Annotated in this window: 25 protein-coding genes and 1 tRNA gene; 5 read left to right on the top strand and 21 right to left on the bottom strand. The window is 63.3% G+C overall.

The features are described 5' to 3' along the window. The 6 genes from ACWA13_RS02025 to ACWA13_RS02000 form a co-directional block, all read right to left on the bottom strand. Positions 1–1,287, bottom strand: coding sequence for an Nramp family divalent metal transporter (locus ACWA13_RS02025; protein ID WP_463936455.1), 1,287 nt, complete (start codon positions 1,285–1,287; stop codon positions 1–3). Between the two features lie 166 nt (positions 1,288–1,453). Beyond that, a complete protein-coding gene (locus ACWA13_RS02020) occupies positions 1,454–1,645 on the bottom strand; it encodes a DUF2795 domain-containing protein (RefSeq protein WP_463936453.1) in 192 nt (63 codons plus the stop codon). Between the two features lie 11 nt (positions 1,646–1,656). Continuing rightward, positions 1,657–2,535, bottom strand: coding sequence for a glycosyltransferase family 2 protein (locus ACWA13_RS02015; protein ID WP_463936451.1), 879 nt, complete (start codon positions 2,533–2,535; stop codon positions 1,657–1,659). A 19-nt stretch (positions 2,536–2,554) separates the two neighbouring features. Then, a complete protein-coding gene (locus ACWA13_RS02010; RefSeq protein ID WP_463936449.1) occupies positions 2,555–2,971 on the bottom strand; it encodes a CBS domain-containing protein in 417 nt (138 codons plus the stop codon). Positions 2,972–3,197: 226 nt separating this feature from the next. Further along, positions 3,198–4,202, bottom strand: a complete 1,005-nt coding sequence (locus tag ACWA13_RS02005; protein ID WP_463936447.1) for a LacI family DNA-binding transcriptional regulator — start codon at positions 4,200–4,202, stop codon at positions 3,198–3,200. 178 nt (positions 4,203–4,380) lie between these two features. Continuing rightward, complete coding sequence (locus tag ACWA13_RS02000; RefSeq protein WP_463936446.1) at positions 4,381–5,286, bottom strand: EamA family transporter; 906 nt, start codon at positions 5,284–5,286, stop codon at positions 4,381–4,383. Between the two features lie 88 nt (positions 5,287–5,374). On the opposite strand from ACWA13_RS02000, the gene ACWA13_RS01995 reads away from it, so the two are divergent. Continuing rightward, positions 5,375–5,872 carry a MarR family winged helix-turn-helix transcriptional regulator gene (locus ACWA13_RS01995; protein WP_463936444.1) on the top strand — a complete coding sequence of 166 codons (498 nt, stop codon included), beginning with the start codon at positions 5,375–5,377 and terminating at the stop codon, positions 5,870–5,872. Positions 5,873–5,943: 71 nt separating this feature from the next. After that, positions 5,944–6,948 (top strand): family 43 glycosylhydrolase, encoded by a 1,005-nt coding sequence (locus ACWA13_RS01990; RefSeq protein WP_463936442.1) that lies wholly within the window; start codon positions 5,944–5,946, stop codon positions 6,946–6,948. Positions 6,949–6,954: 6 nt separating this feature from the next. Here ACWA13_RS01990 and ACWA13_RS01985 read toward each other — a convergent pair whose 3' ends face one another. The 12 genes from ACWA13_RS01985 to ACWA13_RS01930 form a co-directional block, all read right to left on the bottom strand. After that, on the bottom strand, positions 6,955–7,509 hold the full coding sequence (locus ACWA13_RS01985) for a cysteine hydrolase family protein (RefSeq protein WP_463936440.1): 555 nt from the start codon (positions 7,507–7,509) through the stop codon (positions 6,955–6,957). Between the two features lie 90 nt (positions 7,510–7,599). Continuing rightward, positions 7,600–7,890, bottom strand: a complete 291-nt coding sequence (locus tag ACWA13_RS01980) for a CDGSH iron-sulfur domain-containing protein (protein WP_463936438.1) — start codon at positions 7,888–7,890, stop codon at positions 7,600–7,602. Continuing rightward, positions 7,887–8,894: a glycosyltransferase family 2 protein gene (locus ACWA13_RS01975; protein ID WP_463936437.1), complete on the bottom strand. Its 1,008-nt coding sequence runs from the start codon at positions 8,892–8,894 to the stop codon at positions 7,887–7,889. Before ACWA13_RS01975 ends, ACWA13_RS01980 begins: the two co-directional genes overlap by 4 nt. Beyond that, a complete protein-coding gene (locus tag ACWA13_RS01970; protein ID WP_463936435.1) occupies positions 8,891–9,922 on the bottom strand; it encodes an iron-containing redox enzyme family protein in 1,032 nt (343 codons plus the stop codon). Before ACWA13_RS01970 ends, ACWA13_RS01975 begins: the two co-directional genes overlap by 4 nt. Positions 9,923–10,106: 184 nt before the next feature. Further along, complete coding sequence (locus ACWA13_RS01965) at positions 10,107–10,376, bottom strand: hypothetical protein (RefSeq protein ID WP_463936433.1); 270 nt, start codon at positions 10,374–10,376, stop codon at positions 10,107–10,109. A gap of 186 nt (positions 10,377–10,562) precedes the next feature. Further along, positions 10,563–11,279, bottom strand: coding sequence for an AAA family ATPase (locus tag ACWA13_RS01960; protein ID WP_463936431.1), 717 nt, complete (start codon positions 11,277–11,279; stop codon positions 10,563–10,565). A gap of 66 nt (positions 11,280–11,345) precedes the next feature. Beyond that, entirely contained in the window at positions 11,346–12,863 is a 1,518-nt protein-coding gene (gene arfA, locus ACWA13_RS01955) for an arabinosylfuranosidase ArfA (RefSeq protein WP_463936429.1), read from the bottom strand. A gap of 78 nt (positions 12,864–12,941) precedes the next feature. Continuing rightward, entirely contained in the window at positions 12,942–14,459 is a 1,518-nt protein-coding gene (gene araA / locus ACWA13_RS01950; protein ID WP_463936428.1) for an L-arabinose isomerase, read from the bottom strand. Between the two features lie 34 nt (positions 14,460–14,493). Beyond that, positions 14,494–15,186, bottom strand: a complete 693-nt coding sequence (locus ACWA13_RS01945) for an L-ribulose-5-phosphate 4-epimerase (RefSeq protein ID WP_463936426.1) — start codon at positions 15,184–15,186, stop codon at positions 14,494–14,496. Continuing rightward, positions 15,183–16,952 carry a ribulokinase gene (gene araB / locus ACWA13_RS01940; RefSeq protein WP_463936424.1) on the bottom strand — a complete coding sequence of 590 codons (1,770 nt, stop codon included), beginning with the start codon at positions 16,950–16,952 and terminating at the stop codon, positions 15,183–15,185. The genes ACWA13_RS01945 and araB overlap by 4 nt, the downstream gene beginning before the upstream one ends. Before the next feature lie 111 nt (positions 16,953–17,063). Continuing rightward, positions 17,064–18,080 carry a LacI family DNA-binding transcriptional regulator gene (locus ACWA13_RS01935; protein ID WP_463936422.1) on the bottom strand — a complete coding sequence of 339 codons (1,017 nt, stop codon included), beginning with the start codon at positions 18,078–18,080 and terminating at the stop codon, positions 17,064–17,066. A 189-nt stretch (positions 18,081–18,269) separates the two neighbouring features. Next, positions 18,270–18,342: transfer RNA gene (locus tag ACWA13_RS01930), tRNA-Lys, on the bottom strand. A 146-nt stretch (positions 18,343–18,488) separates the two neighbouring features. Between ACWA13_RS01930 and ACWA13_RS01925 the strand changes: the two genes are divergently transcribed. The 3 genes from ACWA13_RS01925 to ACWA13_RS01915 all read left to right on the top strand — a co-directional run bounded on the left by ACWA13_RS01925 (position 18,489) and on the right by ACWA13_RS01915 (position 21,133). Then, on the top strand, positions 18,489–19,148 hold the full coding sequence (locus ACWA13_RS01925; protein WP_463936420.1) for a hypothetical protein: 660 nt from the start codon (positions 18,489–18,491) through the stop codon (positions 19,146–19,148). Positions 19,149–19,503: 355 nt separating this feature from the next. Continuing rightward, positions 19,504–20,121, top strand: coding sequence for a DUF47 domain-containing protein (locus ACWA13_RS01920; protein ID WP_463936418.1), 618 nt, complete (start codon positions 19,504–19,506; stop codon positions 20,119–20,121). 1 nt (position 20,122) lies between these two features. Next, positions 20,123–21,133 carry an anion permease gene (locus ACWA13_RS01915; RefSeq protein ID WP_463936416.1) on the top strand — a complete coding sequence of 337 codons (1,011 nt, stop codon included), beginning with the start codon at positions 20,123–20,125 and terminating at the stop codon, positions 21,131–21,133. A gap of 63 nt (positions 21,134–21,196) precedes the next feature. On the opposite strand, the gene pstB is transcribed toward ACWA13_RS01915, so the two are convergent. The 3 genes from pstB to pstC form a co-directional block, all read right to left on the bottom strand. Beyond that, complete coding sequence (pstB, locus tag ACWA13_RS01910; RefSeq protein ID WP_463936415.1) at positions 21,197–21,976, bottom strand: phosphate ABC transporter ATP-binding protein PstB; 780 nt, start codon at positions 21,974–21,976, stop codon at positions 21,197–21,199. A 69-nt stretch (positions 21,977–22,045) separates the two neighbouring features. After that, the gene (gene pstA / locus ACWA13_RS01905; protein WP_463936414.1) at positions 22,046–23,155 is read right to left on the bottom strand and encodes a phosphate ABC transporter permease PstA; all 1,110 of its coding nucleotides are present in this window, start codon (positions 23,153–23,155) and stop codon (positions 22,046–22,048) included. Beyond that, complete coding sequence (pstC, locus tag ACWA13_RS01900; RefSeq protein WP_463936413.1) at positions 23,156–24,091, bottom strand: phosphate ABC transporter permease subunit PstC; 936 nt, start codon at positions 24,089–24,091, stop codon at positions 23,156–23,158. Positions 24,092–24,140 lie beyond the last annotated feature (49 nt).

Below are 24,140 nucleotides of genomic sequence, written 5' to 3'. Positions count from 1 at the left end.
TTACCCTCCGATGGCCTTCTGGATGGTGGTGACGAGCTGATAGCCGCCAAGCACAATAAACAGGACGGCGATGATTACCAGGGCCGTGTTGTGGTGCCAGCGGTTCCGCCAGGTGGCAGGAATCCCATATCTCTGCATGTTCAACAGAGGCAACAGCGTGACCGCGAGGAACGGCATGAACAAGGCACCCAGGACGCCATAGGCCAGGACCAGGCCGATAGGCTCGTCCAGCATCAGCAGCAACATGGACGGGAAGGTCAGCCAGATCAGATAGAAACGGAAGTACTTTCCCTTCAGCCGGGCATCAGGGTGGTCCGAGCCCTTGTTCCTTGTGTTCGCCCAGAAGTCCGCGAACATCAGGGAGACGCCGTTCCACACACCCAGGATGGAGGAGAAGGCAGCGGCGAAGAAGCCCCACAGGAAGGCGATGCCAATAACGTCTCCGTAGCGGTCCTGCAGCACGCCGGTCAGATCCAGCAGGCCCTTATCTCCAGCGGAGATGCTGACACCAGCCACCTGCACCACTTCGACGCCCACGATCAGCATCGAGAGCACGAAAATACCAGTCATCACGTAAGCCATGGTGTTGTCGATCCGCATCACCCGCATCCAGCCTGGGGTAATCCAGCCTTTTTCGCGCAGCCAGTAGCCGTATGCAGCGAGAGTGATGGTGCCGCCTACCCCGCCTGCCAGCGCCAGCGTGTAGAAGAGTCCGCCGTCCGGGATCATCGGGATCAGTCCAGTGAACATGGCGGGAATATTGGGGACGGCTATCACGGCCAGCCCCACTATGGTGATAAACATCAGGCCCACCAGAACCGCTGTTATTTTCTCAAACACGGCGTACCTGTTGAACCACACCATCACGAAGCCGGCAAGCCCGGTGCCGATAGCAAAGACCCAAAGCGGAACTGCCGGAAAAAGCGCGGCCAATGGCAGGGCGGTAGATGACATGGCCGAAGCGCCGTACACAATGCCCCAGATCATGATGTAGGGCCCGAAGTACCAGACGGGCCACCGGCCCAGGGAACGCCAGCCCTGGAAGATCGTCTTGCCGGTGGTCAGGGAGTAGCGCCCCGCGCCTTCAACCAGGACAATTTTGAGCAGGATGCCCAGGATGACTGCCCACAGAAGCATGTATCCGTACCGGGAACCCGCGGCCAGCGTTGCGACCATGTCCGCCGCGCCCACACCGGTTGCTGCCACCACAAGCCCCGGGCCGATGATCTTCCATTTGTGGATGCGGGCCCGCTCCTCAGAGTCGGCGTGCGCAGTTTTCTCTGCCATGGAAACCTTCCGGTGCGACCGGCCCCGCTTCGCGGCCCGGCAATGGGTGACGTAAGCAAATGTTAGCGCGTCACCTCCCTCTGACACCCGGTACCCGCTCCTGAACATGCGTTACCACCTCCGCCTGCGGCGCGACGAAGGCGGAGGTGGTACCAGTTGCGCGCAGCTAGCCGGAAACGGCGGAGCTGACGGCGGTGGGACTGTCGAAGTCCTGATCAGGCAGGCCCTCGAGCGCCTTCAGGACGTCGCCGTCCGCTCCGGACTCCTTGGCCTTGTCCAGCAGTGCCGCCTTGCTGGCGGGATATTCAATTCCGCTCAGGAACTTCTGCACTTCGATGGGGGTGGGGTTGCTGTTCATCGTTCCGCCTTTCATTTCTGATGTGAAAGAACCTCTTCATTCAGCACGTATTGATGTGCTTCCACGGAGCGGTCAGTGACCGTGGTGGGTGATTCGAGGTGGACCGCTCCGGATGGCAGGATGCCTGCGCCCCCGAACCGCTCCATGGTTTTCCATTGCGCCAGGACGTCCTCGCCCGCGTGGTTGGGGGGAAGGATCTGCCAGAATGTGAATCCGCCGGACTCCACAAGTGCTGTCCGGTCGTACAGGACGCAGCCGCCAACCCAGGCAATTCGGTACGCCATCCACTCATCATCGTCGAGGTCCAGCTCATGGCTGAGGTGCGCCAGGTTGGCGGCGTTGTGGAGCGGCCAGCGCTGGAACCCGGGAGTTTCCGGGCGGACGTATTCAGGCTCCACCGTTCCCGCCCAGGGCTCGAAGGTAGCGACTTCTTCAGGCCGGGAGTCGTCAAGGTAGGACAAGCCCTGGGGAGCCATTCCGACGAAACCGCACTTGAGGGCGTCCATTGCCGATACCATCCGCTGCAGCGCGCCGGGCTCAAGCCAGATGTCGTCGTCGAGGTATAGGACCCGCGCGGCACTCGAGTTCTCCAGCAGGAACTGCCGGTGCTCCGCCAGGCCCCGTGCCGGCACGTGCCGCAGCAAGCTCACCTCACGGCCCTGGGCGCGCAGCACCCGCACTATGGCAAGGACGGCAGGGTGGGCCCAGCCGGGCTGGCCCCTTGATTGATCGCTGATGACCACCCGGAAGTCCGGGCGGGCCTGGGCGGCAAGGCCCGCGAGCGTTACGGCAAGTTCATGAGGCCGCTCAAAACTCGGGATGAGTACTTCCAGATCAGCAATGGCCGCCGTTGGCGGGGCGGCCCACCGCGCAGAATTGCGCCTGCCCATGTTCGTCCCCCTTGGCCGCCTAGTAGGAAATGAAAGCTACCAATTCCCCGACTCTGTCCTCCGGATAACTGCGTGCAATATCAGCTTGGGAGACGATACCGACGAGGTCGTGGCCGTCAATGACCGGGAGGCGGCGCACCTGGTACTCCTGCATGGTACGGATGGCTTCTTCCACCGAATCATCGGCCCCCACGGTGACGGGCTTGCCCTGGGCGAAGTCGCCTGCTGAATGGGCTTGTGGATTGCCGCCGTCGGCGATGCACTTAACCACGATGTCCCGGTCCGTGATCATTCCCTTAAGCCGGTTGTCTTCCCCGCAAATGGGCAGCGCTCCGACGTCGAGTTCCTTCATTTTCCTGGCAACAACTTCGAGGTTGTCCCGTTCGCCGACGCATTCGACTCCGCCGGTCATGATGTCCCGTACAACTGTAGGCATTGCGACGCTCCTTCTTGCGAAAAGTGGCGTCGAGGGTCCTTGCGGAGCAGAATGCGAAGGCTACGCTCAACGCCCTTACTTTTGCTGTGAGTTTCCCATTGAATTTTTGCCTTGGAGGACCGGTCCGGTTCCTGAGCTGCAGTCCACGTTCAGGCTAGTGCTGGCTACTACTGTGGGCAAGGGCTGGAGCAATGGTTACCACCGGCCCCGCCTTGTCGCTTCCTGCTCAGGGGGCCGAGCTGCGGATTTCCAGCGTAAAGTCCGCCTCGATGTGCACGCCATCCGGCGAGGTTTCCTTGCCATCTATCCGGTTTAGGAGGAGCCGCAGGGACCGTTGGGCGATCTCGTCCGTGCCGGGGGTCACCGTGGTCAGGGACGGCGAGGCATAACTCGCTTCATCGATGTTGTCGAAGCCGGCCACGGCCACATCCTCGGGCACCTTCACGCTGCGGACCAGCAACTCGTGCATCGCGCCGAGCGCCACCGCATCGTTGAGGCCAAAAACGGCATCGAACCTGATGCCCCGGGACTGGAGGGAAGCAACTGCTGATGCGCCGCCGTCGCGCCGCCACTGGCACTGCACCACTAGCTCCGGATCAAAAGAAACCCCCGCTGCCGCGAGCGCTGCCCGGTAGCCGTTCAGCCGCAAACCGGGACTTCCGGCGTCGTCCGTTGCTTCGGCACCGAGGACGGATATCCGACGGCGGCCTCCCGCGAGAAGGTGGGCGGTGACAGCCTGGGCGGCTTCATGGTTCTTCATGGTGACCAGGTCCAGGCGCGGATCCAGGACGTGTTCGCCGAGCAGGACCAGGGGTTTGCTGCCGCGCCGGGCAACGATGGTCTCCGGCTCCAGGGTCAGCGGCGTGAACAGCAGGCCGTCCGTGAGCTGGCGGAAGGGCCCCTGGAGGGCAGCCAGCTCGTTGGCTGCCCCGGCGTTGGATTGCTCAACCAGCACCCGGTAGCCCGCCTCCGAGGCAACAGTCATCAGCCGCGATGCCAGCTCGGCGTAGTACGGGACGGAAAGGTCGGAGAGCACCAGGCCCAGCATGCGGGTCTTGCCTGAGCGTAGGCTGCGGGCTGTCAGGTTTGCCTCGTAGCCCAGCTCCTCTATGGCCTTCTGGACCTTTGCCTTGGTGGAGTCCCTGATGAATTCGTAGTCGTTGAGAACGTTGGAGACGGTCTTCAGGGAGACGCCGGCCGCCCGGGCAACATCATGCATGGTGACGGCCAAGAGGTGTTTCCTTACTCGCGGAGTGTTTGTAGATACATCGTTGCAGAAACACTACGTCCCTGGTGGGCCGCTTGCCGCTTCGACCAGGCAAGCCGGATGACCCGCGACCTTTCCAGGGCAGATCGTCAGCGTCCAGCCGGGCTTGAACGGACTTCCCGCACCGTGTTGCAGCGCTCCGCTAGCGGGGAACACCGAGTGGCTGCGCCGTAGCCCTCCTGGTTCCGTACAGCCCGCTTCCCGGGGGTATTTGGCCGCCGACTATCGCAGCAAGGGCCAGGGCGAAACCGATCAGCTGGACGGCACCCAGGGTCTGCCCAAGGATGAGCGCTCCGAGGACCGCGGCAACCAGCGGCGAGAGGAGTCCCAGCACGGCCACTGACGCCACCGGCAGACGGCCGATGCCGCGGAACCAGAGCGTGTAGGCGAGGAGCCCGCCAATGATGCCGAGCCAGGCGAAACCGGCCAGGGCCGGGCCATCGATGGCTTCCGGCACGCCCTCGAAGGCCAAGGTGATGGGCAGGAGGAACAGGCCGCCGGCGGTGAGCTGCCAACCAGTGAGACCCATCGCCGATACCCCCGGCGGCCGTCCCCACTTCTTGGCGAGGGTGATCCCAAGGCCCATGGAAGCAGTCCCCAGCAGCCCGGCGGTGACACCGACCGCGTCGAGTGCGGCCGCGGCACGCAGGACCACCAAGGCGACGCCAATAACGCCGAGGATGCCCCAGCCGAACCGCCAGAAGGAGAACCTCTCCCGGAGCAGGACGACAACCAGGCAAGCGACAACAAGGGGCTGCGCCGCTCCCAGTGTGGCCGCTACGCCGCCGGGCAGCTGGTAGGCGGCCACGAAAAGCAGCGGGAGGAAGAGGCCGATATTGAGCACACCCAGGACGGCGGACTTCCACCACCACGAGCCCCTGGGAAGCGTGCGGGTCAGCGCGATTGCGATTAAGCCCGCCGGCAGGGCCCGCACCAGGGCAGCAAACAGCGGATGACCGGGCGGGAGAAGCTCGGTAGTAACGACGTACGTTGTTCCCCATACTGCCGGCGCGATCGCTGTGAGCAACGTGTCCCCAACCCTGCCCATAAGAACTCCTTAACGTTGAACTATTCAACCCTGAACACTTTAGGTACTACAATTGACATCGTCAACAGCCAAAGCTGAAAGGTTCCCCGTGGAAGACAGTGTGGACCGCATCATTGCCCAATGGAATGTGGTGCGGCCGGGGGTGGATGTAGCCCCGATGGGCATCCTTGGCCGGCTCTCGCGCCTCACGCGCGTAGTGGAACGTGAACTGCAGGTTGTCTTCTCGCAGTACGGCCTGCAGCGTGGAGAGTTCGACATCCTGGCGACAATCCGGCGTACGGACATCGAGGGCCGGGGTCTTACGGCGGGAGAACTGGCCCACAGCACCATGGTCACGTCGGGTGCAATCACCAACAGACTGGACCGGCTGGTTGCAAAGGAACTGGTCACCCGGGAAACGGACCCGGATAGCCGGCGCACCATTCGAGTTGCCCTCACGCCACAGGGGCGGAAGATGATCGACGCCGCCCTGGAGGATCACGTAGCCAACGAGGAACGCATCCTCGGCGGACTAAATCACCGGGAGCGCGGCCAGTTGGAGGGGTTGCTGCGGACTTTCCTCAACAGCCAGGAAACTAGAGGCTGACGTCCAGGGCAAGCTGCCACGGGCCGAAATGTCCTCTACCATCCAGGTTTACAACGTTATACAATCGCGGGATGACGCCTGCCGCACCACTGTTCCGTTGCCCTGTTTTCGACGGCGCCGCTGATCCCACGGTCATCCACCGCCGGGGAACGGACGAATGGTGGATGTTCTACACGGCGCGCCGCGCGACGCTGACCACAGCGGGTTGCGACTGGATCACCGGCACCCGGATCGGCGTCGCGGTTTCAACCGATGCCGGTGCTACCTGGACCTACCGGGGTGTGGTGGAGGGGCTGGACCCCGCGGACTCCCCCGGCCTGAACACGCACTGGGCTCCCGAGGTGGTGTGGCACGCCGGGCAGTATCATCTCTTCCTGACGTGGGGGGCCGGTGCCCCAGGGAGCTGGGCCGAAAAGGTCGAGCGCCGGCTTGTCCACTACACCGGGGCGGACCTGGTGGACTGGAAGTATCAGGGAACTCTCGACGTCGGATCCCCCAATGTCATTGACGCCGCCTTCGCCGTGGTCTCGGACGGGACGCCGCGGCTTTGGTTCAAGGACGAAATGGACGGTTCCACCACGTGGTCCGCGGTGTGCAGCAGCGACGATCTGAATGACTGGCAAACCGAAGGCCAGGTAATCGGGCTGCCTGCCCATGAAGGGCCCAACGTCTTCAGGCTGGGCGGCTGGTACTGGATGGTGGTGGACGAATGGCGCGGCCAGGCCGTGCACCGTTCCGCAGACGGGCTCGCCTGGCAACGGCAGGAATCCAACGACGGCCTGATCCTGGACCGGCCCGGCAGCGGAGCGGACGATGCCACCTATGGCCGGCATGCCGACGTCGTGGTCCAACATGCCGGCTCCAACGGCACCTCGGAAGACTTCGCCTACATTTTCTACTTCACCCATCCGGAGTGGCAGGATACCGACATGGTGAGCGGCCTGGAAGACCCGGAGCGGGCAGTCCGCGAACAACGAACCAGCATCCAGGCGGCCCTGCTGCACGTGGAGGACGGCGTGTTGGTGTGCACTCGAGACCTTGACTCGCCCGTGCGGCTGGACCCGGCCCTGCTGTAGGGCGGGCTAGTCGGCGGCCAGGTCCGCCAGAATCTCTGTGTTGGACTGGACGGCTTGGCGGTATTCGTCCGTGAGGATCCTCAGCGTGTCTGCCTCGGCTTCCTTGTCCTCAGACGTCATGGCATCCTGCGCATAAGTGACGCGGAGGTTCCTGGCAAAGGCGTCAGCCGCGGTGTGTGCCAGGCAGTTGTGCGAGGAGACGCCGGCCAGCACCACCCGCTCAACGTTCCAGTTGCGGAGCCGGGCCAGCAGGTCAGTGTCCACAAAGGCACTGTCGCGGGTCTTGACCAGTTGCGGGTGGCCGTCTGCCTGCAGGCCCGGCACAAACTCCGCCTGCTTGCTGCCGCGGAAGATAAACCCTTGGTCATCGTCCAGCATGTTCAGGGTCCAGGTGGATTTGTCGCGCTCATGCTCCGTGCGGACCAGCAATACTTTGTGGCCCGCGGATCGAAAACCAGCAATCAGCTCGTTGCACCCGCTGACCACTTGCTCCTGGTTCGCGCCCAGTCCCGGGTCCTCGAAAAAGGCGTTCTGCATGTCGATCACCAGCAGTGCTTTCACACGTTCCTCCTCCATAATCCTGGAAAAATAAGCCTAAAAGAGGGCGGCCCGAACGCAACAGGCTTGCCCCAAGGCTTAGGGATCATCCCGTCAATCGCCCGTGCCTGATCCGTCTGCTTTTTTGTCAGCGGACGCCGGAGGTTTGGGCTCTGTTCGGAATCCGTTGAACTTGTGTGTCCCGTCGCAGTACGGCTTGATAGCTGACCCGCCGCAGCGGCAAAGTGCCACCGTCCGGCGCTGCCTCGGCAGGAGTTCACCCGTGGTGGAGACGATGTCGAAGTCTCCACGCACCAGCAGGGGCCCGTCCGGGCAGACGACGATGACTTCCCCCGCGTCCCGTTGGGTGGCAGGCTTTTCCGGGCCGGATGTTGGGACGGTCATGATGTTGTTTGCCTCTTTCGTAACTGGGCTTGAGTATGTGCTGCGACTTTAAGCCGGGATCCGGCGTAGGGGACCCCGCCGGTCAGGCGCATGGCGAGGGCGGCCCAGATGGTGAAGGCCCGTTCACAGAACCATAGTGGCGCCCATAGTGCAGAACCGGCATCGAACACCTGCGTTCCGTCATTTCGCCGTCGCCCGCACTCCGCTGCCAGGCACAGTGCGGCGAAGAGTCCCGCCAGAGGCCAGGGCCTGCCCGCAACGGCTTTGCGTAACGCCAGCACGAGGACGGGCAGGTAAAGCAGCTCCACGACCAACCGCTCGGGCTGGGCGAAGTCGTCATAGGCCTGCCGCACCCGCTGACGCAGGAAGTGTGCACTCTCGGGAGGAATCCTTCGCACGAACAGGTCCCCGGCAATCAGCTCACGTCCTCCGCCAGCCCGGATGGTCCGCAGCATCTCCAGGTTCTCGAAAAGGACGCCTGCGTCATAGCCATTCGTAGCCAAAAGGGCCGAGCGGCGCACGCCGAAGGTACCCGGGTAGTCATTGCCAAAAGCCCGGTTAAGGAGTGTGCGGGATGTGTCCCACCGGGCGTGCCAGGGCAATGGCCGGAAGTAGTTCTGGGGCCGGACCACCTCGGCGTCCGCAAGGAGTTCCAGCAGACGAGCCACTGTCCTGCGGTCGTACCGCACATCGTCGTCGGCCAGCACCATCAGCTCGGTGCTCGCGTGCCGCAGGCCGGTCAGGACGCCGAGAACCTTGCCGTTGGCGGGACTTCCACCTGCGTCCGGAGAGCCATGGGACGGGACCTCAGGAGGCAGGTGGCGCACTCCAGGCGGAAAGCGCTTTGCGTGCTCAGCGAACAGTGCGGAGGGCGAACCATCAATGACAAGGACTGACATGTAGCCGCTGAGCTCCGTCAGGTAGTCCACCAACTCCTCCAGGCCGTCGTCGGACTTCCAGCGCAGCGGGAGGATGTATGTAGCCGGCGGGAGGGCAGCGCTCATGCCGGCAGCATCAGGGGCAGCCGCAGTGACGACGCACCGTTCTCCCAAGCGGTGATGATTTCCTCAGTGAGCCACTGATCAACCACCAGAGCAGCAGCTGCCCCGAAATAGATGTCCGGCAGCAGCGCCGGTTCCGCCTCGAACAGTCCACCTGCAAGGTCCCTGCCGGCAATCTGCTCGTGCACCGCGTCAGCCTCCACATGCTCATCGAAGTACCCGGTAGCTGACTCGTCGAAGCCGTGCCGGCGGAAGCCCCGGCTGTAGAGCCTGTTGGGCTGCGATGACGTCATCTCGTAGGCGGCAAGGTGCCCGACGATGGCCCCACGCAGGCGCCTGTTGAGGCCGAACATCGACATCATGTTCACCGAAGTCAAGGAGAGCGCGGGGACGGCGTCCACATATGCCCCGTAGCTGTCGTCCAGATCCAGGGTTCGCATGGTCCGGGCGAACAGGGCGGAGTGCATCCGCTCCGGGCGGCCGCCGCCGTATTCGTCGGCCTGGATCTCCACAAGCGCCGCCTTGGGGCGGCCGGCGAGCCGTGGAATGGCGAAGGTGTGGGGGTCGGCTTCCTTGAGCTGATAAATGGATTTGTGGATCAGGAATTCCCGCAACTGTGCCAGGTCCGCCTTTCCAGCAAGGAAGCGGGACATGCTGGGTCCGCCGTCCTTACCGGTGAGCTCAAAAAGGACGGCAGCGACCGCATCGCTGTCCGCTGCGTCCAAGGGCGGAAGCTCCACGGCCACCCTAAGCGCTGCCTCAAAGACTTCTTCGATGCTTTGCCGGCAGGCAATCAGCCCCGGATTCCATTCCCACCGCTCATCTACGCCGTCAAGCCCGCCATAGTGGAGTTCATAGAGGCAGAACAACGCGAGCTGCAGATCTTCATCAGTCGCTATGTTTTCGTGCTGTTCCAGTGCGGCGGTGACCGCTGGCATCAGGGCAGCTGCGGCGTCGCCGTTTCCCGGCTCTTCGTGCAGTATGTCCAGCAGTGCTGTGCTGACTGGTCCTCTGGGGGATGGCAACTTCAACTGGAGGCTCCTAATCCAGAGCAGCTGATTGTCGACAGCTGCTCTTCAACACAACACTTCACCAAAACCGCACCATCGCGGCAATGCTCAGTATACTGACGAATCTCGAACAGGGCGCAGGCCGGCAGGTGTGCTGCCCCTGACCGGTGCCGCCGGGCGGCAAGGCGCTGTGTTTCAGCTGTGCTCAAACAAGGCTGGGATGGCTTGAAAGAATGTAGTCAACAGCGGCCGGGCCCGTCATGGTGAGCCCGCGCCATACACGATCACCGCCACTGGTGTAGCCCAGCGCCTTCAAGGCCACCCAGAAGTCCTTCTCCTCACCGGGCTCTTCCTGATTGAGCGCGCACCAGCACAGGAACATGCCCCATATGTCGTCGCCGCGAAGGCCCGCTTGTTGCTCATGATTCCGCACGATGCATTCGGACAAGAACCGGGGGAACTTTACATCGCTCATATTTGTAATCCTTCGGCGAGAGACTTCGAACTGCGGGCGCGCCAGCGGAGCGGCGGCAACCCGTCACTGGCACCGGTAGTTCGGAGCGATCCACGCCATGGATGGGTAGCAGTTTTTTGGCGACGTTTCCGGCAGCCGAGTCAACCCCGGTGGGGACACTGCGAAAGCAGTAAACCGGCCCTTGTTTCAAAGGTGGCGCAGATACCTTTCCGGACCTTCCATGAATGACCTCCAGTTGGACACCAGTTCCAGCTCTTCCCACTCCTGGCGCCGCAACCCCCACGGCCCCACTTCGAGGATCTGCGCGCCCGGCAGCGCTGCCAGGACAGGTGAGTGGGTGGACATGATGACCTGAGAGTTGCCCTCTGCCAGAAGATCCTTCAGGACAGATAGAAGGCTGAGGCAACCAGCGAAGGACAAGGCAGACTCAGGTTCATCAAGCACCCAGAGACCCCGGCCACGGAAGCGGTCCAAGGCCAGTTCCAGAAACGACTCGCCATGGGACATATCGTGGAACGCGATGTCCCTCTTCCCCGGGTTCAATTCCAGATAGGTGAAAAAGCCGTGCATGGTCTCGGCCCGCAGGAAATAGCCACGCCGGGTTGCGCCGGCGTTCCGGACCAGCTGCAGGTGATCTGCGAGCAGGGATTCCGTGGCGCGGGTAGTGTGCCGGGCCCCCGTGGAACCACCTTCCGGCGACAGCCCGTAGGCCAGAGCAATGGCTTCCACCAAGGTGGACTTTCCGGACCCGTTCTCCCCCACGAATACTGTGGCGGGCGTTAGGTCCAGCCCCTGGTCCAGGACCTGCGCCACCGGAGGCAGGACCGCTGGCCAGCGGCCACGGTCCAGCGCATGGGCCGGATCTTCGGCCAGCCGCCGGATCGGAAAGTTATGCGCGGGCATGCCCCATTCTTGCAGTCCCCAACCTAGGGCGTGCCCGCGCTGCTTTCCTCTGCCTCTGGGAATCCCTTACTTGACCGCCAGCCGGATCATTGACCAGGACACGGCCGGCAGCTGGGCGGTGAGGCGGCCGGCGTCGATCTTCACACTGACGTTCCCAGCCGGCAGGACCGACGTCGAATCGTCAGCGGTTGCCTGCCAGTACGGGTCCTTATTGGAGTATGTCAGCGCCTCGATGACGGTGGCGTCGCCCAATCCGGCGACTGCGGCGTCGAGATCCAAGGCGTCCGTGGCTGATCGGTTCACGGCAAACACCACCGCTTCACCGGCGTCGGCATCGTAGGTGGCAACGGCGGACAATGCCGGGAAACCGGCAGTGGTTCCGCCGCTGAGCAGCGGGGATTCGACGGCGAGCTGCAGCACGGTGCCCGCGGCGTGCCGGGAGGTCAGGGCGAACGGGTGGAAAGTCGTTTGCTTCCATGCACGGCCGGCGGGCTCGGTCATGATCGGCGCGATCACGTTCACCAGCTGCGCGAGGCTCGCCGAGTGCACGCGGTCGGTGTTGCGCAGCAGGGTGATCAGGAGGTCACCCACGACGACGGCGTCCGCCACGGTGTAGCGGTCCTCCAGCAGGACCGGGGCTACCGGCCAGTCCCTGCCCGTGGGAGCCTTCGACTCCGCGCGGCTCATATGCCAGACGTTCCACTCATCAAAGGAGATGTTGACCTGCTTGCTGGACTTCTTCACCGACTTCACGTGATCGATATGGCTCACGATGTCTGCGATGAAGCTTTCCATTCGCTGGCCCGCGGAAAGGTGCTCCTGCAGGTCGCCGAAATCCTCGAAGTACTGATGGGCCGAAATCAGGTCAACCAGTTCATAGGTCTCGGTCAGGACCACCCGCTCCCACTCGCCAAAGGTCGCCATGGTGGGTGCGGAGGAACCACAGGCCACCAGCTCAAGGTCCGGGTCGATCATGCGCATGCCACGGGCTGTGTCTGCGGCAAGGCGCCCGTATTCGAGGGCGTTCTTATGGCCGATTTGCCACCAACCGTCCATCTCATTGCCCAGGCACCACATTTTGATGCCGTAGCCGTTTTCCGCGCCGTTGGCCTTGCGTTGATTGGAAAAGGCCGTACCACCGTCGATATTGCAGTATTCCAGCAGGTCGAGCGCTTCCTGTGTTCCGCGGGTGCCCAGGTTGACGGCCATCATGGGTTCCACGCCTGCCTCGACGGACCACTTGGCAAACTCGTCCACGCCCACCAGGTTGGGATCGGTGGAATGCCATGCCAGGTCCAGGCGGGCGGGACGCTGTTCCACCGGGCCGACGCCGTCCTCCCAGCGGTAACCGGAAACGAAGTTGCCGCCCGGATAGCGCACGGTGGACACACCCAGCTCGCGTGTCAGCTCAAGAACATCCGTCCGGAAGCCGTCTTCGTCTGCTGTGGGGTGCTCCGGCTCGAAGATCCCGGTATAGACGCACCGCCCGAGGTGCTCGACGAACGCCCCGAACGTTCGCGGCCGGACCGGACCTACCGTAAAGGCAGGATCGATGGTGACTTTTGCTGTTGCCGGTGCGTCCACGAACACGTCCTCGCTAGATTTACAACGTTATAGAAACATTGTTGGTGCTAGCTCCCCCCGGCGTCAAGGCGTTCCTGGCTAGATCTTTCCTGCCAACCGGTAATACGCGGCGTTCCAGGCAAGTTCTTTCTTGAACCCCTTGAGGGTGGTGCCCTCATCGATCGTCAGCAACTCGGTCTCCGCAATTTCTGCGAAGTCCTCGAAGACTTCGATCCCCACGGCAGTGCTCAACACGGTGTGGTGCGCAGCGCCGGCCGTGAGCCAGGCCGCAGCAGAGGTCGCAAAGTCCGGCTTGGGCTGCCACAGCGCGCGGGCCACAGGAAGGTTGGGCAGCGGCTGGTCCAGGTCGACCACGTCCACCACATTGGCCACCAGGCGGAAGCGGTCGCGCATGTCCGACAGCGCCACAACAACGCCCGGCGAAGCGTCCGTATCGAACACCATGCGGACGGGGTCTTCCTTGCCGCCGATACCCAGCGGGTGGATCTCCACGCGTGGTTTGCCTGCGGTCAGCGAGGGGCAGACCTCCAGCATGTGGGCGCCCAGGATTTTTTCCTCCCCGGGTACCAGGTGGTAGGTGTAGTCCTCCATGAGTGATGCGCCGCCGGGCAGCCCGGAGCCCATTACCTTTGCTGCGCGGACCAGGATGGCGGTCTTCCAGTCGCCCTCGGCGCCGAACCCGTAGCCGTCCGCCATCAGGCGCTGGACTGCCATGCCAGGCAGCTGGCGCAGCGTTCCCAGGTCCTCGAAGGAGGTGGTGAAGGCAGCCGATCCATTGGCTTCCAGCATGGCCCGCAGGCCCAGTTCGATCTTCGCACTGTAACGCAGCGACTCGTGCCGGTCACCTCCGCTTTGCAGCTCCGGCGCCACCTCGTAAAGACGCTCATACTCGGCAACCAAAGCGTCGACGTCGGGCTCTGCGGCGCCGTGCACAGCATCGGCGAGCTCGTTGACGGACCAGGTGTTCACGGAAACGCCAAACCGGAGTTCTGCTTCCGTCTTGTCGCCTTCAGTCACGGCCACGTTGCGCATGTTGTCGCCGAACCGGGTCAGCTTCAGGGTGCGCACGGCCGCCCAGCCGGCAGACGCGCGCTGCCATGCACCTACCTGGCGCTGGACTTCAGGGTTGGACACGTGCCCGACGACGGTCTTCCGCGGCACACCGAGGCGGGTCTGGATGTAACCAAATTCGCGGTCGCCGTGGGCGGCCTGGTTGAGGTTCATGAAATCAAAATCGATGTCCGCCCAGGGCAGCTCCACGTTTGCCTGGGTGTGCAGATGGAGCAACGGCTTGCGGAGGAGGTCCAAGCCCTGGATCCACATTTTCGCCGGGCTGAACGTGTGCATCCAAGCCGTGACGCCAATGACGGCGTCGTTCGAGTTTGCCTCGAGGGCAGTGCGCCGGATCGCGTCCGAATCCGTCAGGACCGGCTTCCAGATAATTTTTACCGGCACCTCGGCGGAGGCATTCAGAGCGTCGGAAATCTCCTGCGACTGGGAGGCCACCTGCTTCAGGACGTCCTCGCCGTAGAGGTGCTGGCTGCCGGTCAGAAACCAGACTTCGTAGTGGTCAAGGCTGGTGGTTGCTGCATTCATCAAGGACTCCTGGAAAATTTCGGGCACGACGGCGTCAGTTGCCGTAGACGTTCTGGTAACGGTCATAAAGCGAGCTGATCTGCGCAGGATCAATGGGCAGCGGTTCTCCCAGCTGCCGGGATATATGAACGGTGCGGGCGACTTCCTCGCACATCACGGCTGCCTTGACCGCAGATTTGGCATCACGGCCGATGGTGAAAGGGCCATGGCTTTTCATCAGGACTGCTGGAGAGTTGGAGTTCTTCAGCGTCTCCACGATGCCCTGGCCAATCGAGTCATCACCGATCAGCGCGAAGGGACCCACCGGAATTGGTCCGCCAAATTCGTCAGCCATCATGGTCAGAACGCACGGGATTTCCTCACCCCGGGCAGCCCAGGCCGTGGCGTAGGTGGAGTGGGTGTGAACCACGCCGCCGACGTCGGGCATGTTCCGGTAGACGTACGCATGCGCTGCCGTATCCGACGACGGCGAAAGGGGCGGATTGCCCCAGTTGCCTTCGGCATTGCCGTCCACGGGCACCCCGAACAGGTCCGTAACCACCATGTTCGCGGGGGTCAGGTCGTCATAGGAGACACCGGAGGGCTTGATCACCATGAGCTCGTGGCCGGGAACCCGGGCCGAAACATTGCCAGCAGTCCAGACCACCAGTTCGTAGCGGGTCAGCTCGGCATGCAGGGCGCACACATCTTCGCGGACCCGGGCGATGACATCCAGAAGCGCGCTCATGCCGAAACTCCTGCCGGGGTTGCAGCGTTCGCGGAGGCGTCTGGCGCCGTGTCCGCTGGCCCCGCGGGTTTGCCAGCATTGCGCCGGATAGCCTTGAGCCTGTGCATCACGTTATTGGTGCCCCGTCCGAAGTAGTCGTGCAGCGTCCGGTATTCCTCGAACAGGACGTTGTAGGCGGCTACGTTTTCCGGAATCGGTACATAGACGTCGCCCGGTTCTGCACCCATGGCGGCGGCTGCCGCGCGGATGTCCGGGTATTCCCCGGCGGCTACCGCGGCGTGAATAGCGGAACCAAGCGCCGGACCCTGTCCCGAACCGATGGTGGAGAGCTGCAGGCCGGTGATGTCAGCGTAGATCTGCATCAGGAGCCTGTTCTTCAGCAGGCCGCCGGCCACGATGAATTCCTTGACCGGAACCCCGGAATCGCGGAAGGCGTCAACGATGGTGCGGGTGCCGAAGGCTGTGGCTTCCAGCAGTGCGCGGTAGGTGTCCTCGGGCTTGGTGGCCAGGGTCTGGCCCACCACCACACCGGAAAGTTCGTGGTCCACCAGCACTGACCTGTTGCCTGAATGCCAGTCCAGAGCAATCAGGCCATGCTCGCCGATCGCTTGGCGGGCGGCCAGTTCGGTGAGGTATTCGTGGATGCCCAGGCCTGCTGCTTCGGCAGCCTGGTGGTATGCGGGAGGCACGCCGTTCTTGGTGAACCAGCCGAAGATGTCGCCGACGCCACTCTGACCGGCTTCATAGCCCCAGAGCCCTTCGACGATGCCGCCGCCCACCACGCCGCACATGCCAGGGACTTCCCGCAACTCTGAGCCGCTCATGACGTGGCATGTGGACGTGCCCATGATGGCTACCAACTGGCCGGGTTCAACGGCCTTGGCTGCCGGTGCCGAGACGTGCGCGTCAACGTTGCCTACGGCGACTGCGATGCCTTCCGGAAGGCCTGTCCAGGCGGCGGCTTCGGCAGTAAGCCGTCCTGCTGCTTCACCGAGGCGGCCGATACGATGTTCCACTTTGTCGCTGACAAAGCTTGCGAAGTCAGGGTTCAAGGCCGAGAGGAAATCCTCGGACGGGTAAGCGCCGTCCTGGTAGATGCCCTTGTAACCGGCGGTGCAGGCGTTGCGCACGTACTGGCCGCAGAGCTGCCAGACAATCCAGTCAGCCGCTTCCACCCAGTGGTCCATGGCAGCATAAAGTTCCGGATCCTCTTCCAGGAGCTGCAAGCCCTTGGCAAACTCCCATTCGGAGGAAATCAGGCCGCCGTAGCGGGGCAGCCAGCTTTCACCCCGCTCTGCAGCCAACTGGTTGATCCGGTCCGCCTGCGCCTGGGCCGCGTGGTGGCGCCACAGTTTCACGTAGGCGTGCGGGCGGTTGGCGTAGCCCTGGACCTCATTCAGAGGGGTGCCGTCCGCCAGGGTGGGCACCATGGTGCAGGCGGTGAAGTCGGTGGCGATACCAACCACCTTGGCAGGATCGATTCCTGCGTCAGCAATGGCGGCCGGCACTGCATTGCGGAGCACCTCGCGGTAATCGTTGGGCACCTGAAGGGCCCACTCACGCGGAAGAGTGGCGCCCGCGTTATCCACGGGCAGTTTGTCAGTGACCACGGCGTGCGGATAATCAAAAACCCCGCTGCCCAGTTCCTTGCCATCCCGGACCCTGACTACCAGGGCCCGGCCGGACAGCGTGCCATAGTCCACGCCGATGACATACTTGTCCGCTTCTGTACTGCTTTCGCTTACGACGCCTGCGCTGCCGTCCATAATTCCTCCAAGTCACTGCGGCCGGAGTGATGGCCTGTCTCAATTGTGAGCGCTAACAAGCTGCACTGTCAAGAGCACGGGACCATCCTTCCACTTCCCGCAGCCGCAGAATCAGGCTGCAGGTGGTGCCGTGCTTTCCCTGGCCACCAGTTCAGGTGTGACCACTGTGGAACTGGCGGCGGCGCCGTCCTCGATTTTGCGAAGCATAATGTCCATGCAGCGCCGCCCCAACTCCTCAAAATCCTGCCGCACCGTGGTGAGCGGCGGGCTGAAGTAGCCCGATTCAGGCTGGTCGTCGAACCCCACTATGGAGACGTCGTCGGGCACGGCAACGCCTGCCTCACTGAAAGCGCGGAGGACGCCCAACGCCATCTGGTCATTGCCCACGAACACGGCTGTGGCAGTGCGCTCGGCTGCCAGACGACGGCCCAGCTCATAGCCGCTGCCTGCACTCCAGTCACCTTCCAGCAACAAGTCATCATCCAGCCCGCCCTGCCGCAGCGCGGCCCGCCAGCCCTCCGCACGGGCGGCACCGTCGATCCAGTCCTTGGGTCCGGAGACGTGGGCAATACGCCGGTGGCCCTGGGAAATGAGATGCCCGACGGCGGCCTCCGCCCCACGCCGCTGGTCCACCATGGCGCCACTGACCTTCGCATTCCCCGTGGACCCGACGGCCACCACGGGCACTCCGGTGTTGAATTCCTCCAGGACGTTCAGCGTCTGGGTGTGGGGCACCAGCACCACAATCCCGTCCACGGACTGGTCCATAAAATGCCGCAGGGCGTCTGCAATGGACTCGCTGCTGACTGAGCGGAGCGCTGCGATACTCACAAAATAACCGGCGTCACGGGCGGCCTGTTCAACACCGAGAAGCGTATGCGCAGGACCGTACTGGGAGAGCTCGCTGGCCAGGACGCCGATCGTCTGGGACCGCCGGGTAACAAGGCTCCGCGCCGCACTGTTCCGCCGGTAGCCCAGCTCCGCTATGGCAGCTTCCACTCTTTCCCGCGTGGCAGCACTGACGTTGGGGTGGTTATTGACCACCCGGGACACAGTCTGGTGCGATACGCCGGCGCGCTGTGCGACGTCCTCCAAACGGGGCAGCCGGCCGCTGCTGGTCTTGGTCATGTATCCATTCTCAGTGAAGACGCGCCGAAACGCTGCGAAGTGGCAGTTCACGGCCGTGTTCACAGCTGGTGGCTGCCACGGAATGTCATCTGGCGGCGCCGGCGAACTGGTTGGCGGCTTCGGCAACCCGGTTGTTGTACTCAAACGAAAGCAGGCCAGAGACGGCGTGTCTCTGACCTGCGAAAAGGGTGGGCCCTGTGGGGCTCGAACCCACGACCCACGGATTAAAAGTCCGATGCTCTACCAACTGAGCTAAAGGCCCCAGCCAAGCGCAGAAAACCACACTCAGCCCAGTCCATTTCTGGACGTTAACACTGTACCCCACGCCCGCCGCGGCCGCGGACCAGCCAGCCCATGGAGATGGCCCGGCGCTCGATTCACAAGAAGCGCAGGAGTAGCGTGGGGAACATGAACGAGCAACCAGCCTCAAGTTCCAGGGCAAACATGCCCCGCCAACACAAGCCCAAGCTCTTCGCGCCCATCGACTTTGAGCCCTTCGCCGGCGGCGCTGATCCCGCCCGGGTCTCCGAGGCCGCACACTTGGCCGCACAGGCGCTGGTGCGCCATGGCCGGGACAGCGACGACCCCCAGATCACCGAGCGGCTGGTGAAACTGACGGACGAGCAGGGCCTGGACGCCATCGCCGAAATGTGGGCGGAAAGCCCCGCCCGTTCGCTTCCGGGCGCCCTGTGGCGTTTGTACGCGCTCAGGGCCGCAACCGTCCAGGACCCTGAGCGGATTTCCGTGTATTTCCGCGCCGGACGGGACACTGCGCAAGTCTCGAACGTTGTTGCGGGAGCAGCGGAACCGCCCGGAGCCGAGGAAATGCGGACCATGGCGGACGCCATCCTTTCCGGAGCGTTCGACGGCGAGTTCGATGTCGCGCTGGAACGTTCGGCCGCCTTCTGCCGGGTCGTGGCCCTCGGTCAGGCCACCATCGCTGACGGCGCCGAGCACAGCAACGAGGGTCATGCGAGCAAGCTCACCCGCAACTCCAACCAGCTCGTGAAAACAGCCGAGGACCTGGAACATGCCGCCAACGCCTGGCGGCTGGGCGAGCTGGATTAAGCGCCAATTAGAGGCCAAGACCGCGCCGCTGTCAATGTTGACTTGGTCCGCGCAAAGTAGAAAACTGAGATCGGTGCCGAACCGCGAAACCCCCGGGCTTCAACAATTAGCCGCCTAGAGCGGCCTACCGCCGAGAGGCGTATCCGGTTCGGCACCATTTTTCTGCCCGGCATCTCCTCGCCGGAGCATTGCGGTCCGCTGACGCATCGCGCCACCCCTCGAAGTCCTTGCAGGCGCCGAGACTTTACTACCGGTTCGACGATGGCGGTAAAGTAAGCTGCAGTTTGCGGGCCGACGTCAAGTCACATCGCGCACTGTTCCAGCCCCAGTAACCCTTCCGGAGACCGGTAACCACGTGAAGCTGCGCCTTTTTCCCCAGGAGCCCGCCGGGCTGATTCTGCTGTCCCAAATGGCGCGGCAAATCGTGTTGGCCAGCGGTACCCTCTCCGAGATTCTCGGTGTGCCGGCCAGCGAACATGCGCACCTGGTGGACACCATGCACGAACACGAGGCCAAATCCAACGAGCTCCACTTCGCGCTGCTCACCCACATGCGCACCAGCTTCGTCAATCCGCTCCCCCGCGAGGACATGTACTCCCTGTCCCGGTTCCTGCATGAGGCTCTGGAGCGGCTTGATGCCGCCGCCGAACTGGTTGCCCTCTACAAGTTGGAACGGTTGCCCAAGCGCGCCGCGGACCAGCTGGAAATCATCAGCCGCCAGGCCGAGCTCACGGTTGACGCCATGCGCCGGCTTGACGATCTGGACGATCTGGAGGACTACTGGATCGAGATCCTCAGGCTTGCCAAGCGCGCCGAACGGACCCACAGGGTGTGGGTAGCGGACCTCCTGGCGGACATGAAGGGCGCCCAATACGCGCGGCACCGGGACATCGCTAACCAGCTGGTGGACGTTTCCCGGGACCTGCGCCGCGTTGCCACCCAGGTGGGCAGCATCATCGTCAAGGAATCCTGACGTGACACCAGCTCTCTTTGGCGTGGTGGTTCTTTTCACCGCCGCGTTCAGTTTCGTGAACGGCTTCAGGGATGTCTCTACCGCCGTCGCCCTGGCTGTCCGGACCCGGGCCATGACACCCAGCATCGCCGTCCTGCTGGCCGCTTTCTTCAATCTGCTGGGTGCCCTGCTGAGTGCCACCCTGGCTGTCTCGGTGGCGCAGCACTGGGTGACGCTACCGGAGGGCGTCAGCGGGCTGAGCATCGTGATCTCGGGTTTGGCCAGCGCCGTCGCCTGGGGAGTGCTTACCTGGTGGAAAGGCATTCCGTCGTCTTCAACCCATGCACTGGTTGGCGGGCTCGCCGGTGCCGGCGTGGCCAGTGTCGTCGTGGGCGGCAATACCGTCGGGGGCGTTGATGAGTCGCTGCTGTTCCAGGTGGTTCTTCCACTGCTGATCTCGCCGGTTATAGCTTTTGCAGGCGCCTATACATCCGTGCTGCCCCTCGTCTGGGCCACCCGGTTCGCCCAGCCCAACATTATCAACCGCAGGTTCCGCCGCGCCCAGTGCGTTGCCGCAGGAGCGGTCGCCTTCGGCCACGGGCTTCAGGACGGCCAGCGCGTCAGCGCCGTGCTGTTGCTGGCCATGATCTCCGCAGGGTATTACGACGGCGGGATCCCCCTCTGGGTGATTCTCTTGACGGCCCTGACCATCACCGCGGGGACGCTCTGTGGGGGTTGGCGAATCTCGCACACCCTGGGCTACAAGCTGACCCGGATTGATCCGCTGCGTGGCTTCGTGGCCCAGACGTTCAGTGCCGTAGTGCTCTTCGTCGGTGCCATTGCGCTGCACTGGCCGGTGTCCACCACACACTCGGTAACTGCAGCAGCACTGGGCGCCGGAGAGACCCAAAGGTTCGCCTCCACCAACCGGCGCCTGGTGATCCGGATCCTCGGCTATTGGCTGCTGACTCCTGTGATCACGGCAGCCCTGGCGTTCATTATTGAACTGGCGTTGTCGCCAATGTCCAAATGACAGCGGCCACGGATATCTCCGTGGCCGCTGGTTAAGAGCCGGGTCCTGGCGTGCCGGTGGGCTTTATCCGAAGCGGCCTGAGACGTAATCCTCGGTGGCCTTCACTGAAGGATTGTTGAAGATGGTGGAGGTCTCGGCGAACTCGATCAGCTTGCCCGGCTTGCCGGTACCCGCAATGTTGAAGAACGCCGTCTTGTCCGACACGCGCGCGGCCTGCTGCATATTGTGCGTCACGATGACCACGGTGTACTGATCCTTGAGCTCGTTGATGAGGTCCTCAACGGCGAGCGTGGAGATGGGGTCAAGGGCTGAGCAGGGCTCGTCCATCAGGATCACTTGAGGCTCCACGGCGATGGCCCGGGCGATGCAGAGCCGCTGCTGCTGGCCACCGGAAAGGCCGGAGCCGGGCTTCTCGAGGCGGTCCTTGACCTCGTTCCAGAGGTTGGCGCCGGTCAGCGAACGCTCCACCAACGCATCGGCTTCGCCCTTGGAAATCCTCTGGTTGTTCAGCTTCACGCCCGCCAGCACGTTGTCCCGGATGGACATAGTGGGGAATGGGTTGGGACGCTGGAAAACCATGCCGATCTGAGAGCGGACCATGACCGGATCCACTCCGGGGCCGTAGAGGTTGTCACCGTCCAACAGGACTTCGCCTTCAACGCGGGCCCCCGGGAGGACCTCGTGCATGCGGTTCAGGGTCCGCAGGAACGTGGACTTGCCGCAGCCTGACGGGCCAATGAAAGCCGTGACGGATTTGGCCTCGATGTTGATGTTGACGCCTTCTACGGCAAGGAAGCTGCCGTAGTAAACGTTCAGGTCCTTGACGTCGATGCGCTTAGACATGGTGTTCCTTCACTGCTGAGAGTATGAATTAAGTCTAGCCACATGCCTGGTGCGGCAGGTGAAATTTTTCTAGCGTCCAGTCTTGGGGGCGAAGGCCTTGGCAATCAGCCGGGAAGCCAGGTTCAGGGCCATCACCAGGATGATCAGCACCAGCGCGGCGCCCCAGGCACGCTGCGTCGACGGATCCGGGTTGGACGGCGACGTGGGATTGAGGATCTGTGTGTAGATGAACGTGGGCAGCGATGCCATCCAGCCGCCGAACACGTTGCTGTTGATGTTGGTGGCGAAGCCAGCCGTGACCAGGATCGGAGCGGTCTCGCCGATAACGCGGGCGATGGCCAGTGTGACGCCGGACGCGATGCCGGAGATCGCCGTGGGGATAACCACCTTCAGGATGGTCCGCCATTTGCGGACGCCCAGGGCGTAAGCGGCTTCACGCAGTTCGTTGGGCACGATCTTGAGCATTTCCTCGGCAGAGCGAACTACCACCGGGATCATCAGGACGGAAAGCGCGACGGCGGCTACTGCGCCGGTTTTGGTTCCCGGTCCGACGATCGCGAAGAAGAACGCTGCCGCGAAGAGACCTGCCACGATCGACGGAATACCTGTCATTACGTCCACGAAGAACGTGATGGCCCGGGCCAGCCGGCCGTCGTTGCCGTACTCCACAAGGTAGATGGCGGTCAGGAGACCAACCGGTACGGAGATGACGGTGGCAAGAAGAGTGATCTGGATTGTGCCCAGGAGAGCGTGGTAGATGCCGCCGAGCACGGGGGTTCCGTCTTCAACCGCCCTGTTGTCATAGACGCCGGTGACGCCGTTCATGGAGCTGGTCAGGAACCCGGGCGTGATAAGACCGGGAACGCCGTTGGCCAAGACTGTCCAGATCACGGAGATCAGGGGAAGCAGCGCGATCAGGAACGCGCCCACCACCAGGCAGGTGGCCAGCTTGTCCTGGGCCTTGCGTGCGCCTTCGACGGCACCGCTCCAGCCCACCAGGCCGATGGTGAACAGGATGGCGGACACCAGGCCCCAGCCAAGGGCGTTGAATCCGATCAGTGCAAGGATTGCGGCGCCCAGGAGCAGGGCTGCACCAAGGACGACGTACGGCGCGGCCTTGGGCAGCTGGCCCTTGGTAAGGGCCGAGCGCTTACGAACGGGAGTAAGGGTGGACGTCATTTAGTTGGCTCCCGAGAATTCTTTATGCCGGCTGATGATCCAGCGGGCGATCATGTTCACAGCGAGGGTGATGACGAAGAGGATCAGGCCCGCTGCGATCAGCGTGCTGACCTTGAGGCCGGAAGCTTCAGGGAAGTTCAGCGCGATTTCAGCAGCGATGGTCTGGTTGCCGGACTGGATCAGGCTGGCAGTCAGCGCACCGGAGGAAAGCACCAGGGCAACTGCCATGGTCTCGCCCAAGGCACGGCCCAGGCCCAGCATGATGGCACTGATGATGCCAGGCCGGGCGAAGGGCAGCACGGTCATCCTGATCATTTCCCACCGGGTGGCTCCAAGTGCCAGTGCGGCTTCCTCGTGGAGCTTGGGCGTCTGCAGGAAGATTTCCCTGGACAACGAGGTAATGATGGGAATGACCATCACGGACAGGACAATGCCTGCGGTGAGGATCGTTTTGCCGGTGGCGGAGGCGGGTCCGGCGAAGATGGGCAACCAGCCCATGTTCTCCGCGAGCCAGATGTATGCCGGTGAGATCTGCGGAGCCAGGAAGGCGGCACCCCAGGCGCCATAGACCACGGAAGGAATTGCCGCCAGGAGGTCGATGACGTAGCCCAGGCCGGACGACAGCTGCCGTGGTGCGAAGTGGGAGATGAAGAGTGCCACGCCGATGGAGATAGGAGTGGCGATGGTAAGGGCAATCAGCGCCGCGATCAGGGTGCCGATGACGATGGGCCAGATGTAGGCGAAAAAGCCCTCACCGCCCTGGATCTCGTCCGCGGGGGCAGTGAGCGCCGGAATGGCCTGAACCACCAGGAACAGGGCAACACCGAACAGGACAGCCAGGATCAGGCAGCCGGCGGCCATGGTTGCCCCGGAAAACACTTTGTCACCAGCGCGGCCTGCGGCAGCTCGTGAACTTGTCAGGGAGGTGGCGGTCATTCCCGACCCTTCGGATTGTGGTGGCGCTGGGACAGCTGAAAGCTGGGCG

The organism is Pseudarthrobacter sp. TRD_SC_9 (assembly GCF_055361265.1).
The sequence above is the reverse complement of the archived record's forward strand: the minus strand, read 5'-3'. Positions and strand labels throughout refer to the sequence as shown.

Excerpts from the sequence above, each read along its gene's own strand:
- ACWA13_RS02025 (WP_463936455.1), bottom strand. The coding sequence starts at position 1,287 with ATGGCAGAGAAAACTGCGCACGCCGACTCTGAGGAGCGGGCCCGCATC.
- ACWA13_RS02020 (WP_463936453.1), bottom strand. The coding sequence starts at position 1,645 with ATGAACAGCAACCCCACCCCCATCGAAGTGCAGAAGTTCCTGAGCGGA.
- ACWA13_RS02015 (WP_463936451.1), bottom strand. The coding sequence starts at position 2,535 with ATGGGCAGGCGCAATTCTGCGCGGTGGGCCGCCCCGCCAACGGCGGCC.
- ACWA13_RS02010 (WP_463936449.1), bottom strand. The coding sequence starts at position 2,971 with ATGCCTACAGTTGTACGGGACATCATGACCGGCGGAGTCGAATGCGTC.
- ACWA13_RS02000 (WP_463936446.1), bottom strand. The coding sequence starts at position 5,286 with ATGGGCAGGGTTGGGGACACGTTGCTCACAGCGATCGCGCCGGCAGTA.
- ACWA13_RS01990 (WP_463936442.1), top strand. The coding sequence starts at position 5,944 with ATGACGCCTGCCGCACCACTGTTCCGTTGCCCTGTTTTCGACGGCGCC.
- ACWA13_RS01980 (WP_463936438.1), bottom strand. The coding sequence starts at position 7,890 with ATGACCGTCCCAACATCCGGCCCGGAAAAGCCTGCCACCCAACGGGAC.
- ACWA13_RS01975 (WP_463936437.1), bottom strand. The coding sequence starts at position 8,894 with ATGAGCGCTGCCCTCCCGCCGGCTACATACATCCTCCCGCTGCGCTGG.
- ACWA13_RS01965 (WP_463936433.1), bottom strand. The coding sequence starts at position 10,376 with ATGAGCGATGTAAAGTTCCCCCGGTTCTTGTCCGAATGCATCGTGCGG.
- ACWA13_RS01960 (WP_463936431.1), bottom strand. The coding sequence starts at position 11,279 with ATGCCCGCGCATAACTTTCCGATCCGGCGGCTGGCCGAAGATCCGGCC.
- araA (WP_463936428.1), bottom strand. The coding sequence starts at position 14,459 with ATGAATGCAGCAACCACCAGCCTTGACCACTACGAAGTCTGGTTTCTG.
- ACWA13_RS01945 (WP_463936426.1), bottom strand. The coding sequence starts at position 15,186 with ATGAGCGCGCTTCTGGATGTCATCGCCCGGGTCCGCGAAGATGTGTGC.
- araB (WP_463936424.1), bottom strand. The coding sequence starts at position 16,952 with ATGGACGGCAGCGCAGGCGTCGTAAGCGAAAGCAGTACAGAAGCGGAC.
- ACWA13_RS01935 (WP_463936422.1), bottom strand. The coding sequence starts at position 18,080 with ATGACCAAGACCAGCAGCGGCCGGCTGCCCCGTTTGGAGGACGTCGCA.
- ACWA13_RS01925 (WP_463936420.1), top strand. The coding sequence starts at position 18,489 with ATGAACGAGCAACCAGCCTCAAGTTCCAGGGCAAACATGCCCCGCCAA.
- pstB (WP_463936415.1), bottom strand. The coding sequence starts at position 21,976 with ATGTCTAAGCGCATCGACGTCAAGGACCTGAACGTTTACTACGGCAGC.
- pstA (WP_463936414.1), bottom strand. The coding sequence starts at position 23,155 with ATGACGTCCACCCTTACTCCCGTTCGTAAGCGCTCGGCCCTTACCAAG.
- pstC (WP_463936413.1), bottom strand. The coding sequence starts at position 24,091 with ATGACCGCCACCTCCCTGACAAGTTCACGAGCTGCCGCAGGCCGCGCT.